This is a genomic window from Lentzea sp. NPDC004789, assembly GCF_053601075.1.
Genome location: NZ_JBSGBE010000009.1, coordinates 163,532 through 177,342 on the forward strand (window position 1 = coordinate 163,532; position 13,811 = coordinate 177,342).

At 70.1% G+C, this 13,811-nt stretch carries 9 protein-coding genes; 6 read left to right on the forward strand and 3 right to left on the reverse strand.

The genetic code is table 11. The features are described 5' to 3' along the window. The first annotated feature begins 6 nt into the window (after nt 1-6). The 3 genes from ACWEIJ_RS22010 to ACWEIJ_RS22020 all read left to right on the forward strand — a co-directional run bounded on the left by ACWEIJ_RS22010 (nt 7) and on the right by ACWEIJ_RS22020 (nt 6,486). Nucleotides 7-1,761 (forward strand): hypothetical protein, encoded by a 1,755-nt coding sequence (locus tag ACWEIJ_RS22010; protein ID WP_449839065.1) that lies wholly within the window; start codon nt 7-9, stop codon nt 1,759-1,761. Beyond that, complete coding sequence (locus tag ACWEIJ_RS22015) at nt 1,758-5,027, forward strand: S16 family serine protease (protein WP_449839066.1); 3,270 nt, start codon at nt 1,758-1,760, stop codon at nt 5,025-5,027. Before ACWEIJ_RS22010 ends, ACWEIJ_RS22015 begins: the two co-directional genes overlap by 4 nt. An 88-nt stretch (nt 5,028-5,115) precedes the next feature. After that, entirely contained in the window at nt 5,116-6,486 is a 1,371-nt protein-coding gene (locus ACWEIJ_RS22020) for a collagenase (RefSeq protein ID WP_449839067.1), read from the forward strand. Here ACWEIJ_RS22020 and ACWEIJ_RS22025 read toward each other — a convergent pair whose 3' ends face one another. Next, nucleotides 6,487-7,431 (reverse strand): LysR family transcriptional regulator, encoded by a 945-nt coding sequence (locus tag ACWEIJ_RS22025; RefSeq protein ID WP_449839068.1) that lies wholly within the window; start codon nt 7,429-7,431, stop codon nt 6,487-6,489. Between the two features lie 108 nt (nt 7,432-7,539). On the opposite strand from ACWEIJ_RS22025, the gene ACWEIJ_RS22030 reads away from it, so the two are divergent. Beyond that, nucleotides 7,540-8,916, forward strand: coding sequence for an aminopeptidase P family protein (locus ACWEIJ_RS22030; RefSeq protein ID WP_449839069.1), 1,377 nt, complete (start codon nt 7,540-7,542; stop codon nt 8,914-8,916). Between the two features lie 6 nt (nt 8,917-8,922). Here ACWEIJ_RS22030 and glpK (ACWEIJ_RS22035) read toward each other — a convergent pair whose 3' ends face one another. Further along, a complete protein-coding gene (glpK, locus tag ACWEIJ_RS22035; RefSeq protein ID WP_449839070.1) occupies nt 8,923-10,434 on the reverse strand; it encodes a glycerol kinase GlpK in 1,512 nt (503 codons plus the stop codon). Next, nucleotides 10,434-11,198, reverse strand: coding sequence for an IclR family transcriptional regulator (locus tag ACWEIJ_RS22040; RefSeq protein WP_355456473.1), 765 nt, complete (start codon nt 11,196-11,198; stop codon nt 10,434-10,436). Before ACWEIJ_RS22040 ends, glpK (ACWEIJ_RS22035) begins: the two co-directional genes overlap by 1 nt. 255 nt (nt 11,199-11,453) lie before the next feature. Here ACWEIJ_RS22040 and ACWEIJ_RS22045 point away from each other — a divergent pair, with 255 nt between their 5' ends. Beyond that, on the forward strand, nt 11,454-12,209 hold the full coding sequence (locus ACWEIJ_RS22045) for an MIP/aquaporin family protein (protein ID WP_449839071.1): 756 nt from the start codon (nt 11,454-11,456) through the stop codon (nt 12,207-12,209). A gap of 35 nt (nt 12,210-12,244) precedes the next feature. Then, nucleotides 12,245-13,762, forward strand: a complete 1,518-nt coding sequence (glpK, locus tag ACWEIJ_RS22050) for a glycerol kinase GlpK (RefSeq protein WP_449839072.1) — start codon at nt 12,245-12,247, stop codon at nt 13,760-13,762. Nucleotides 13,763-13,811 lie beyond the last annotated feature (49 nt).

Sequence of the window (13,811 nt, forward strand, 5' to 3'; positions counted from 1 at the left end):
CCTGGGATGGCGATCGAACTGCACCACGAGGACGCGCGCGCGGACAACGGCGCCATCGTGGGTGTCGTGCGGATCCTCGACGAACTGCTCGTGACGGTCACGACCTCGCTCGTGCGGGCCGGAGCGGGCGTGCCCGTCGACCTTTCGCCTGGCCGGTACTTCATCGACGGCTGGTCGCCGGCGGGGGAGAGGTTCTACGGTGTGATCGAGACCGCCGACGGCAGGGCCGATGTCCACGTGGACCGAGGGCAGCCGACAGCGGATGATCCTGGTTCGTTCCTCGACACGTGGTCGTTCAACGGTCGCGGATGGGAACGCCGGAGCCCGAGGTCGGACGGTCGGGCCGATGCCGTCGTGTGGATCGCGCCAGGCGGCTCGCCGAGGGTGTTCGTGGTGCCGGGGCTGATCGGACTGACCACCACGGGTGCGGGGGTGAGCCTGAAGCCGGGGCTCGCCGCTACGCTGCTCGGCTATCTGCACCGCGGCGACCGATCGTCCGCCGGAGTGGTCGCGCAGGAAGCGTTGTCGGGCCGATGCGGGTCGAGCTTCGTGGTCGACGTGGCGACGGGCTACTACCTCGTGCACACGGGCCATCCGGACGCCTCCACCTGGACTCGGCGCCTCGTGTGGGAGCACCCGGACGCCGCTGACGCCGTGGTGCTGGAGGCCCATCTGATGCTCCGCGGTGGAGAGCCTGAGGCAGCGGAGGCGTTCCGCCGTGCTGCCATGTGCGGGTTGCCGTTCGTGGGAGGCGGGTTGCGGCTGCTGTCCGCGGGACTCGAGGCGGTCGGTGCCGAGCCCCTCGTCCGGCCCTACGTGCTGGCCCAGCTCGACACTCCTCTCACCTCGTTCTGGGGCAGCGATCCCGCTGTGCCACAACGACAGCCCATTCCGGTGCCGCAGATCGAACAGATTTCCGCGAACCTGCGGCGGAAGCCGTACGGGTGGACCGGATACGTCTCGGGCAAGCCGGTCGGCTTGAGCTTCCTGCCCCAGTTGGGTGAGATGCTGCAGGAGCTGCAACATCAACGCCGTGTGGTGAGAGACGATCTCCACCTGAGGGCCGTGGTGGTCCCCAGCGAGCGGGCGGCGGACCGATTCGACCTCGACATCGTTGCCGCGTTCCCCAGTGCGCTGACCGGAATCGGGGTCGGCGTGGGGGAGAACGGCACGGTTCGCCTGGGCGAGTTCGACAGCCGCGACGTGTGCCGCATCCGCGATCTGCGGCCAGGACCGTGGACCTTCACCCTGTGCGAACGGCGGCCCGACTCCCGGCTGACCGCCTCGGCGGTGCCGTTGCCGGTGGTGCAGTCAGCGGCCCAGACGCTCGCAGCGGCGGGCGCCAACGCCGACGAGGTGCTGCGCGCGACCACCCCGACCGGCACGACGACCCTGGTGCTGCGCCGCGACCGGGACATCGGGTACTTCCTGGAGGCGTTCCGGCCACCCGGAAGTGAGCTGGTGGCGATCAGCGTGGAGTACGGCAACACGGACGGTGGCACAGGACTGCGCGTGATGCCGTACCCGGTGAACGAGTGGGGAAGGCGCGGTGTGCGGATGGACTTCGGCGACTTCGACGCCGCCGGGCGCTGGCAGGTGGCGGAAGAGCTCACGACCGAGGATCTCTGCCGCATCAGCGCGGACGACCTGGTTTCCTCGCTGACCGGGGACATCACGCCGCAGGTGCGGGACGCCTGGCGGGAGATCGCCCTCCGGCTGCCCGAACAACACCGGGAGCTGATCGATCGGCTGGTCGCATGAGCGCACTGTCCACACTGGACGATCTGCTGGCGCAGGCCGGACGTGGGGAGCTGCAGGCGCCCACGCCGGACCAGTTGCGCGCCCGGCTCAGCACCGGTCTGCTGTGGTGGGAGGCCGTGTCCGCCGCCGTGATCGAGGCACCGGACCGGCTCGGCGACTGGGAGCGCGGCACCGACCTCCGGGTCGCGGGTGAGGTCGCCGATCGTGAGTTCCACGACGCCACACGTGTCCTGGCGGCGGTCGGTCTGGCGCTCGCGGCGGTGAACGGTGAGCACGTGAGGTCGGAAGGCGTCGAGGCGATCACCGCCGCGGCACGACGCTGGCACGACCGGGGCCTGCTCATCGACGGCACCGGCGGCGCTCACCGCTGGCGCAGGAACGACTCTCTCGACCTGGTGGACGCGTTGCCGGAAGGGGCAGGCCGGTCGCTCGCGCACATCGCAGTGGCACTGATGTCCGGTGTCGTCAAGCCGCGGTCCTACCAGTACGCGGTCGGTGTCCTGTTCGACACCGGTGAACGCAAGGGAGCCACCGGATCGCTCAAGCTCGCGGTCGTACCCGGTGGCCCGCCTGGGCTGTTCCCCGATCCGCGCACGATGACGTTCCTGCGCGTCGACCCGGACTTCACGGCGTCACTCAAAGCCGCCTGGGACTACGCGACACAACGCCGCAAGAACCCGCCGTGCGTGCTGTGGACCATCGATCCCGGCGAACGGCGACTCGGTCCCATCAACGGGCCTTCGCTCGGCGCGGCGTTCGCGGTCGCGCTCACCAGCGTTCTGACCCGTGTCTCTGCCGGGTTCCTGAAGGGTTGGCGCGGTGAGTGCGCGGTCACCGGTGCCGTCACGGCACAGGGCGAGGTCGGCGGGGTGCGGGGGTTGGAGGGGAAGTTCGAGGCGGCGCGCAAAGCCGGGTGGCAGGTCGTGGCACCGGAGGCGAACCGTGAGAACGCGCCGAACACGGCTGGGCTCGAGGTGCACTGGGTCGGTTCGGTCGTCCAGGCACGAGCGAGGACTCGCAGCTGGCGGCCGTGGCGGTTGGCCGGACTGGTTCTCATGATCGCGTTGATCACCACCATCGGTCTGGTGGTGCGGCAGCGTTCCACGTTCGCGGAGCAACAGGACGAGTCGCTGCGGCAACGTGCGGTCAGTGAGCTGCTGCGTGAGGCCGGCACCGTGCGCTACGCCCAGCGTGAGCAGGCATTACGCCTGGTGCTGGCAGCGAACGGGTTGGAGGACTCCACACGGGTGCGGGCGGCCCTGGTGGCGACGCTCACGGAGCCGCGCGAGCCCGAGACGTTGTTCTCCGATTTCGGCGTGGTGCGCACCACCGCGTTCAGTCAGGACGGTCACATGTTGATCGCCGGCACGGGCGGTGCCGCGATGTGGCAGGTCGTCAACCCGGCGACGGCCGTCGAGGTCGGAGCCCTGCCCGCAGAAGGGCAGAACCAGGAGGTGCCCGCGGCCGCGATGAACACCGCCGGCACCGTCGCTGTGCTGGGGCGGGCGCCGATGGAGGTCTGGGACGTCAACGACAAGAAGGCTCCGAAGCTCATCGCGAAGCCGGCGAACGACTGCGGCGGCGGAGTCGTGTCCCTGTCGCTCAGCCAGAGCGGCCATCGTCTGCTCAGCGGATGCCGGGACGGCACCGTGACACTGTGGGACCTGAGCTCGCCCGCCAGCCCTCGCAGGATGCAGGATCTGCTGCCGAAACCGGCGGACCTGAACGACGTCGGTCTGAGCGCGAACGCCGACCACGCCGAGGTGGCCACCAGCAAAGGCGTGTTCCGCTGGGAGAAGGAGGACCTCGGCGAAGGCATGCGGCCGCTGAGACAGAGCCAGGATCCCGAGCTGGAGAGCACCGCCCTCGTCGTCGCGGTGGGCCAGTCCCAGTCCGTCACGGGTTATGCCGTCGGAGGTGCGCGCCTCCAGCTCACCAGCAGACCGTACAAGGATGCGCACAACCTCAGCTTCACCGACCAGAAGGCGGTCACGGCGGTCGCCACCGGCGGTACGGCGGTGCTGACCGGGATCGAGACCGGTGAGGTGATCCTCTGGGACGAGAGCTCGTCCGGTGCCCACCGGCCGAAGCTGCTGTTGTACGGCCACACGGACGTCGTGACCTCGGTGGGGCTGAGCTCGGACGGGACCACGGCGGTGACCGGGAGCAGGGACGGCAGCGCCAAGCTGTGGGACCTTCGCCGTGCCGGTTCGTTCGACGCCGACGGGACGTCCACTCTGGACGCGTCCGTGGATCAGGTGGTGACCTCGCCGGCGAGCAGCCTCGGTGTTGTGATCACCGACCGCGGCGAGGCGAGCGTGTGGGACCTCAACGACTCCACGCACCCCAGGCGGCGCGCCGGAGTGAAGTCACACCGTGCGCCGGTGCGCAGTGCCGCGATGGATCCGGGGCGCGCCCAGCTCGCGACCGGTTCCGACGACGGCGTGGTGCAGCTGAGCGACATCTCGACGGCGGACGACCCCCGCAAGCTCTCCGCGTTTCAGGCGAGCACCGCCGCGGTCCGCGCGCTGGCGTTCCACCCCGGCGGGGCGAGGGTCGCGGCGGGCGGCGACGATGGCGCCGTGGTGCTGGCCGACGTCGGCGCGCCGACGCCGGTTCCCCTGCCGCGCAAGGAGAAGGACGCCGTGCGCGCCGTCGCGTTCGATGAGAAGGGCGAGCTGCTCGCGGTCGGTGACGCCGCCGGACGGGTCGAGTTGTGGAAGGTTGGGGATGGGCTGCCCCGGCCGGTGAGCGAGTTGCCGAAGCGACGGGGTGGCGTGCGGTCGGTGGCGTTCGACCCGCGCGGTGGTTCGCTGCTCGTGGCGCTGGACACGGGCAGCTCTGTGCTGCAGTGGGACGTCACGGCACCCGAACACCCGGTGGAACGTCCGTCGCTGCAGTTCCGCGCGGGCAAGATGCGCGCGGTCACCTACTCGCGGGACGGCACCATGGTGATCGGCGCAGACACGGACAGCACCGCGGTGGTCTGGAGCGTGCTGGATCCCGGCACCCCCTACCGGATGGCCGAGCTGACCGGTCACACCGGTCCTGTGGTCGGCGCCGCAGCGATCGTCGGTGGCGACACCGTGCTGACCGGGAGCGTCGACAAGACCGTCATCGCCTGGGACATCGCCGACCTGGTCACGATCAACCACAACCCGCGCGACCGGGCCTGTCAGGAGGCGCAAGGGACGTTGCGGGAAGAAGAATGGCAACGGCATGACCAGTTGAGGCATTTCGCCTACAAGAACGTCTGCGTCCCATAGCAACGAGCTATGTGAGGAAGAGATGATCGCGGGTCTGCGCCGGATGTGACGCTCGTCGGCACCACACCTCATCCCTGCGGAGGACCGGATGCGATCAACCGTGCTCACCCTGGCCGTCGTGGCCGGGCTGCTCGCTCCCTCTCACGCCGACGCCGCCCCTGACCACGGCGCCGGCCTCATCAACGCTTCCGTGCACGTCTCGCCGAACAGCCCCCTGCTGCCACCCGAGGTCGCCAGGACCGTCCACCACCCGGCGCCCGAGTCGACGATCTACGCGGCCGTCACCGACTACCCGGCCGAGCTGCGCGCGTTGACCCACGCGCTCGACAACTACACCAGCGCCGACGACGCCACCGTGCACGCCGGCATGATGATGCTCTACCAGGGCCACGACCACCCGGAGTTCGTCGCCGCGGTGAAGGCCGAGCCGGAGATCCTGCGGGCGCTGCGCCGGTTCGTGGTGCGGCACCTGGACCTCTTCGGCACCGACCGCGCCTACCTGGTGCAGAACGCGACCCGCGAACTCGGCAGGTTCCTGCAGCACGCCGGGCTCGTGACCCGCGCGCGGCCGCTGCTGGCCGACCTCGCCGGGAGGGGCGACGTGGTCGGCAGGCTCGCGCCGATGTGGGTCGGCGTGGCCGAGATGGTCGACTGGTACGACAAGGCGAACTGCGCCCGTTACGGCACCTGCGACTTCCGCGCGCGGATCGACCGGCGCGTGCTCACCATCCGATACACCTGCAGCCAAAGCCTGCGCATCCGGGCCCAGCAGATGACGCGCGCCCAGCTGCGCCAGACGTGCACGTCGCTGGCGGGTCAGGACGCCGTGTTCCACCGGCTGGTGCGCGACCCCGGACCCGTCGCGGGTGACCAGAACACCTCGCTGGAGGTCGTCGTCTTCAACACCGCCGGCGACTACCGCACGTACGCCGGGGTCATGTTCGACATCTCCACCAACAACGGCGGCATGTACCTGGAGGGCGACCCGGCGCTGAACCAGGCGCGGTTCATCGCGCACGAGGCCGACTGGCTGCCGTCGTTCCAGATCTGGAACCTCAACCACGAGTACACCCACTACCTCGACGGCCGGTTCGACCTGCACGGCGGCTTCGAGGAGAACATGACCACGCCGACGGTGTGGTGGGTCGAGGGCTTCGCCGAGTACCTCTCGTACAGCTACCGCGACGTGGTCTACGCGGACGCGCTGGCCGAGGCGAAGAAGCAGACCTACGCGCTGAGCACGCTCTTCGACACGACCTACGACCACGACACCAAACGCGTCTACAACTGGGGCTACCTCGCCGTTCGCTACCTGGTGGAGAAGCACCCGGAGGACGTCGACGCGTTGCTGACGGGGTACCGGACCGGAGACTGGGCGGCGGCTCGGGACCACCTCACGCGCGTGATCGGCACGAGCTACGACGCCGACTGGTACGCGTGGCTGGCAACGGTCGGCTGATCACTCCACCGAGGCGAGGGCCGCGCCGCGGTCCTCCCACCACGTGCGGAACACCGGGCTCGCCATCGCCTGCTCGGCGTAGGCGCCCAGCACCTCGGCGTGGACGCGGCTGGCCTGTTCCCAGGTCAGCCGCTCCCGCCGCCAGCAGAACACCAGCCGCATCCGCATCGGCGCCCCCGCCAGCGGTCGCACCGCCACGCCGGGACCACCCTGCGACGTCGGTTCGACCAGTTGCACGGCCTTGCCCGCGGCGATCAGCTGCCGTCCGGCACCGCTCGGCACCTCGAACCGGATCCGCGGCACGAACCCCGCCGCCCGGCAGGCCGCACGCAACGTCGTGAGCGACCCGTCCTCGGCGCCGGGCGGCCCGACCCACGCCTCACCGGCCAGGTCGGCGAGATCGACCTCCGGTCCCGCGGCGAGCGGATGGCCGGCGGGAAGAGCGATGTACACCGGCACCCACGGCACGACGATCCGCTGCGCCACCCCGCGGGGCAGGCCCAGGTCGCCCTCCTCGTCGACCGCGATCACCGCCGCGTCGAGGTGGCCGTTCGCCAGCGCCAGCGCCAGCGCGGTCGACGACGGCTCGACCACCAGCGTGACGTCGTCCAGCGCGTCTTCGAGCCGGGTGTAGAGCGCCGCCACGCACTCCATGTGCACCGAGCCGAACCGGATCGGGCCGCCCCTCCCGGCCATGTCCGAGCCGAACGCCTCCAGCTCCACCAGCAGCAACCTGGCCCGTTGCAGCATCTGCGCGCCCAGCGCGGTGGGCACGGCACCGGACCGGCCGCGGTCGAACAGCCTGCCGCCGACCAGCCGCTCGACCCGTTGCAGCAACGTCGTGAGCGAGGGCTGGGAGATGCCGAGCTGGGTGGCCGCGCGGGACAGGCTGCCCGCGTCACCGATGGCGCAGATCGCCCTCAGGTGCCGGATCTCCAGTTCCATAACCTGAGGCTATCCCCGATCTGGAGTGGCGCATCCCCGCCGATGGGCGGAAGGCTGGCAGGAAGGACCACTCTGAGAGGACGCGAATTGGCTCGGACACGCCGTGACATGGCGAAACTCGTGGAGGCCGACGGCTTCCGCTCCTACATCCGCGACGGCTGGGGCGAGTGGGACAGCGCCATCGACCTGCCGCGCGGCACCGCCGAGGCGGCCCAGGCCCACCGCGCCAGGCTCGCCAGGGCACTTCCGGGCAAGCGGATCGCGCTGGCCGCGGGTCGTGCGCACGTCCGGTCCAACGACACGTTCCACCCCTTCCGCGCCGACAGCGACTTCGTCTGGCTGACCGGCTGCCAGGTCGAGGGCGCGGTGCTGGTGCTCTCCGACGACGACGCCACGCTGTTCGTGCCGGTGCCGTCCGAGACGCACAGCGTCGACTTCTTCGGCGACGCCGACCGCAGCCCGTTCTGGATCGGCGCCGCCGCCGGTCCGAAGGAGTGGGGCGAGGCGCTCGGCATCACGGCCCGCCCGCTGGAGGACCTCGCGCACGCCCTGCGCGGCCGCCACCCCGAGACGCTGACCGCCAAGGGCGTCGACCCGCTGCTGGACGCGCTCACCGGCTCGCACAGCGACGAGCTGCGGACCGTGCTCGCCGAGCTGCGCCGCATCAAGGACGACTGGGAGATCGACCAGCTCCGCCAGGCCGTCGACGCGTCGGTCAAGGGCTTCGCCGACGTCGCCATGGAGCTCGGTCAGGCCGTGCGCGGCGGGGGAGAGCGGTGGCTGCAGGGCACGTTCGACCGCCGTGCCCGCACCGAGGGCAACGGCCCCGGCTACACCTCGATCGTCGCCGCCGGCCCGCACGCCCCGGTCCTGCACTGGACCCGTTGCGACGGCCGCGTGAACGAGTCCGACCTGCTGCTGCTCGACGCCGGTGTCGAGATGAACTCGCTCTACACCGCGGACGTCACCCGCACGTTCCCGGTGAGCGGCGAGTTCTCCGCCGCGCAACGCCAGGTCTACGACCTCGTGCACGCCTCGCACGTGGCCGCCCTGGCGGAGGTCCGGCCGGGCAACGACTACAGCGCCTTCCACCACACCGCGATGCGCGTGCTCGCCGAGGGCCTGCACGACTGGGGCCTGCTGCCGGTGAGCGTGGACAAGGCCCTCGACCCGAGCGGCCAGCACCACCGCCGCTACATCGTCTGCGGCACCGGGCACTTCCTCGGCCTGGACGTGCACGACTGCGCCGACGCCCGGCAGGAGACCTACCAGCAGGGGATCCTCGAACGAGGGATGGCGCTGACGGTCGAACCCGGCCTGTACTTCCACCCCAACGACGAGACGCTGCCGCCCGAGCTGCGCGGCATCGGCGTGCGCATCGAGGACGACCTCGTGGTGACGAGCGACGGCGCCGAGATCCTCTCGGACGCGCTGCCGATCGCCACCGACGACGTCAGCGCCTGGGTGCGCAAGCAGCGCTCCTGAAGTCTCCTAAGTGGACGGACTGGAACGGGCCCACGCGAACGTCAGCTCGACGGCCCGCTTCCAGTTCGCGTACTCGTCCTCGCGGTGCCGGGCATCCATCACCGGGTTCCACCGCGCGGCCAGATGCCAGTTGCGGCGCAGTCCCTCCAGGTCCGGCCAATATCCGGCGGCGAGGCCCGCGGCATAGGCGGCACCCAGTGACACGGTCTCGGCGACCAGCGGGCGCATCACCGGGATGTCCAGCACGTCCGCGATGAACTGCATCAACAGGTGGTCGGCGGTCATCCCGCCGTCCACCTTCAACACCGGCGTGGGCGCCCCGAGGTCGGCGTTCATCGCGTCGACGACCTCGCGCGTCTGCCACCCGGTCGCCTCCAGCACGGCCCGCGCCAGGTGCCCCTTGTTGATGTACGACGTGAGCCCGACGACGAGCCCGCGGGCCTGCGCGAGCCAGTGCGGCGCGAAGAGTCCCGAGAACGCCGGCACGATGTAGCAGCCGCCGTTGTCCTTGACCGTGCGCGCCAGCGTCTCGATCTCCGGCGCGGAGTGGATCAGCCCGAGGTTGTCGCGGAACCACTGCACCAGCGACCCGGCGACGGCGATCGAGCCCTCCAGCGCGTACGCCGGTTCGCCGCCGATCTGGTAGCCGATCGTCGTCAGCAAACCGTGCTTGGACCGCACCAGCTCGTTGCCGGTGTTCATGAGCAGGAAGCCGCCGGTGCCGTAGGTGCCCTTGATCGAGCCCTTCTCGAAGCAGGTCTGCCCGAACAACGCCGCGTGCTGGTCGCCCAGCGCCGCAGTGATCGAGATGCCCGGCACGACGCGCGTGGTGCGTCCGGAGATCTCGGTCGACGGCCGGATCTCCGGCAGCATCGCCGCGGGCACGCCGAAGAACTCGAGCAGCATCGGGTCCCACTGCCGCGTGCTCAGGTTCATCAGCATGGTCCGCGACGCGTTGGTCACGTCGGTGACGTGCAGGCCGCCGTTCACGCCGCCGGTGAGGTTCCAGATCAGCCAGGTGTCCATGGTGCCGAACAGGACGTCGCCGCGCTCGGCACGTGAGCGCAACCCGGCCACGTTGTCGAGCATCCACCGCAGCGAGGGCGCCGAGAAGTAGGTCGCGAGCGGCAGGCCGCAGCGTTCGCGGACCTCCTCGATGCCGGGCTGCTTCCCCAGCTGGGCAACGAGGTCCTCGGTGCGGATGTCCTCCCACACGATCGCGCGCCCGACCGGGACACCGGTGTGGCGGTCCCACAGCACGAACGTCTCGCGCTGGTTCGTGATCCCGAGCGCGACGACCTGCTCCGCGGTGATGCCGGCCTGCCGCAACGCCTGCGGCATGATCCGGTCGACGTTGCGCCAGATCTCCACGGCGTCCTGCTCCACCCAGCCCGGCCGCGGGTGGTACTGCCGGTGCTCGCGTTGCGCTACCGCGACCAGACGGGCGTTCTGGTCGAACAGGATGCAGCGGGTCGACGTGGTGCCCTGGTCGATCGCCATCACGAAGCGCTGAGCCATCAGGACTCTTCCACTAGTGCGCCGGTCACCGATTCGGCGGCTTGGAGGACTTGGCGGACAAGCGTGGCGCGCGGACGGCCGGAGGGCTCGCACAACCGGTCCACGGCACCGGAGATCCCGATGGCGCCGACGACGAGGCCGCCGGGGATCCGGATGGGCGCGGCGATGCTCGCCTCGCCCGGCATGTACTCCTCGGCCTCACCCGCCCAGCCCTGCGCGCGCACCTCGGTCAGCACCCGCTCCAGCGCCTGGGCGCGCGTGATCGTCCTGCGCGTCAACGACGTCAGCTCCCGCCGGCGTGCGGCCGCCGACAGGTCCGGGTCGTAGGCGAGCAGCACCTTGCCCAGTGCCGTCGCGTGCAACGGCAGCATGGCACCGATCCCGAGCGTTTGCACCGAGTCGTCCGGGCGGAACACGTGGTGCACGACGAGCACGGCGCCGTCGTGGTGCATGCCGATCCGGACCTCCTGGCCGCTGCGCGCGGCCAGCGTGTCCGCCCAGTTGATCGATCGAGAACGCAGCTCGTTCGCGTCCAGGTAGGACGTGCCCAGGTGCAGCAGGGCCGCGCCGAGCCGGTAGCGGCCCGTCGCCGGGTCCTGCTCGACGAACTCGACCCGTTGCAGCGTGCGGAGAATCCCGTGCGCGGTGCCGCGCGCGAGACCGAGCGAGTCGGCTATCTCCGTGAGACCGTGATGGCCGGAGCCACGCGCCAACAGCCGCAGCACGGCTGCGGCTCGTTCGATCGACTGGATGGGTCCGGGCACGGCGGCAAACGTAATTGAGACGACCCGTGTCGGCAATGTCGAACAGCTCCGTGCGTCAGCCGACCTGGAAAACCGGCGGAAAACCGCTGGAAACACGGCATTTGAGCGCAGAGTGACCGAGTGGTCACAGTCGTGCACCCACCTGGTGTCGACATTGTCGAAACGCGCCTGTTGAGCAGGCGTGACCTGGCTCATTACGTTCCGCGTCAATCACCAGCGGGTGATCAGCCGTTCAAGGACGAATGGGAGGCCAGCGTGGGTCTCGGGTCAGTGTTCCTCAGCGAGGTGCTCGGTACGGGCGTCCTGCTGTTGCTGGGTGCGGGCGTGGTGGCCAACGTGCTGCTCGCCAAGTCGAAGGGGCTCGACGGCGGATGGCTGTTGATCAACTTCGGCTGGGGCCTCGGTGTCTTCGCCGGTGTGTACGTCGCCTACAAGTCGGGCGCGCACCTCAACCCGGCGGTGACCGTCGGCATCCTGACCAGTGGCGCCGCTGAGTACGCCCCTGGTGTTCCGGTCAGCGCGGGCTCGACCGTCGTGTACTTCGCCGGTGAGTTCCTCGGCGCCTTCCTCGGTGCGGTGCTCGCGTGGCTCGCCTACAAGCCGCACTTCGACGAGACGCCCGACGAGGGCCTCAAGCTCGCCGTCTTCTCCACCGGCCCGGCGATCCGCAGCTACACCTGGAACCTCGTGTGCGAGATCATCGGCACGTTCGTCCTGGTCTTCGTGATCCTCGCGTTCGGCAAGACCCCGACCCAGATCGGCCCGCTGGCCGCGGCGCTGCTGGTCGTCGGCATCGGCGCCTCGCTCGGTGGCCCCACCGGCTACGCGATCAACCCGGCTCGCGACCTCGGTCCGCGCATCGCGCACGCCCTGCTGCCGCTCTCCTACAAGGGCACTGACGGCGAAGCCATTGGCAAGAAGGACTCCGACTGGGGCTACTCCTGGATCCCGGTCGTCGGCCCGCTCGTCGGCGGTGCCATCGCCGGTGTCGTCGCCTCGATCGTGTTCTGACGAGCGTTCTGACCATCCCGAAAGGACAAACTTCGATGACGCAGTACGTTCTCGCCGTCGACCAGGGCACGACCAGCACGAGGGCCATCATCTTCGACCACAGCGGCTCCATCGTCGCCGTGGGCCAGAAGGAGCACGAGCAGATCTTCCCGCGGGCCGGTTGGGTCGAGCACAACCCGGTGGAGATCTCCGAGAACACCCGGTTCGTGATCGGTCAGGCGCTCGCCGCCGCCGACCTCAACACCGGTGACCTCGCCGCCGTCGGCATCACCAACCAGCGCGAGACCGCGGTGGTGTGGGACCGCAACACCGGCGAGCCCGTCTACAACGCGATCGTCTGGCAGGACACCCGCACCCAGGCGATCGTCGAGGAGCTCGGCGCGCTCGGCGGCGGTGCCGAGCGGTACAAGGCCAAGGTCGGTCTGCCGCTCGCGACCTACTTCTCCGGCCCGAAGATCCGCTGGATCCTCGACAACGTCGAGGGCGCCCGTGAGCGCGCCGAGGCCGGCGACCTGCTGTTCGGCAACACCGACACGTGGACGCTGTGGAACCTCACCGGCGGCCCCAACGGCGGTGTGCACGCCACGGACGTGACCAACGCGTCGCGGACCATGCTGATGGACCTCGACACGCTGCAGTGGGACGCGGAGATCGCCGGCGAGATGGGCATTCCGCTGTCCATGCTGCCGGAGATCCGCTCCTCGTCGGAGGTCTACGGCCACGGCGGTCCCGGCGGTGTGCTCAAGGGCGTGCCGATCGCGGGCATCCTCGGCGACCAGCAGGCCGCCACGTTCGGCCAGGCCTGCTACGAGCCCGGCACCGCGAAGAACACCTACGGCACCGGCAACTTCATGCTCCTCAACACGGGCACGGAGAAGGTCGCGTCGAAGAACGGCCTGCTGACCACGGTCTGCTACAAGATCGGCGACGAGGCCCCGGTCTACGCCCTGGAGGGCTCGATCGCGGTCACCGGCTCGCTGGTGCAGTGGCTGCGCGACAACCTCGGCATCATCGGCTCCGCGCCCGAGATCGAGACGCTGGCCCGCTCGGTCGAGGACAACGGTGGCGCGTACTTCGTGCCCGCGTTCTCCGGCCTGTTCGCGCCGTACTGGCGGGCGGACGCGCGCGGCGCGGTCGTCGGCCTGACCCGGTTCGTCAACAAGGGCCACCTGGCCCGCGCCGTGCTGGAGGCCACCGCGTTCCAGACCCGCGAGGTCCTGGACGCGATGAACGCCGACTCCGGCGTGCCACTGACCGAGCTGAAGGTCGACGGCGGCATGGTCGCCAACGAGCTGCTGATGCAGTTCCAGGCGGACGTGCTGGACGTGCCGGTGGTCCGTCCGGTCGTCGCCGAGACGACCGCGCTCGGTGCCGCGTACGCCGCCGGCCTGGCCGTCGGCTACTGGTCCTCTTTGGACGAGCTGCGCGCCAACTGGGCCGAGGACAAGCGCTGGACGCCCGAGCTCGCGGCCGACGAGCGCGAGCGCGAGTACCGCAACTGGAAGAAGGCCGTCACCAAGTCGTTCGACTGGGTCGACGCCGACGTCCGCTGAGCTGCTCTCCTTCTTGGGCTGGTTCTTCTTTCTTAGGAGCTGAAGTTGT

What these genes read in the sequence shown, in the direction of transcription:
- ACWEIJ_RS22010 (WP_449839065.1), top strand. Translation starts at nt 7, where the DNA reads ATGGCGATCGAACTGCACCACGAGGACGCGCGCGCGGACAACGGCGCC.
- ACWEIJ_RS22015 (WP_449839066.1), top strand. Translation starts at nt 1,758, where the DNA reads ATGAGCGCACTGTCCACACTGGACGATCTGCTGGCGCAGGCCGGACGT.
- ACWEIJ_RS22020 (WP_449839067.1), top strand. Translation starts at nt 5,116, where the DNA reads ATGCGATCAACCGTGCTCACCCTGGCCGTCGTGGCCGGGCTGCTCGCT.
- ACWEIJ_RS22025 (WP_449839068.1), bottom strand. Translation starts at nt 7,431, where the DNA reads ATGGAACTGGAGATCCGGCACCTGAGGGCGATCTGCGCCATCGGTGAC.
- ACWEIJ_RS22030 (WP_449839069.1), top strand. Translation starts at nt 7,540, where the DNA reads ATGGCGAAACTCGTGGAGGCCGACGGCTTCCGCTCCTACATCCGCGAC.
- glpK (WP_449839070.1), bottom strand. Translation starts at nt 10,434, where the DNA reads ATGGCTCAGCGCTTCGTGATGGCGATCGACCAGGGCACCACGTCGACC.
- glpK (WP_449839072.1), top strand. Translation starts at nt 12,245, where the DNA reads ATGACGCAGTACGTTCTCGCCGTCGACCAGGGCACGACCAGCACGAGG.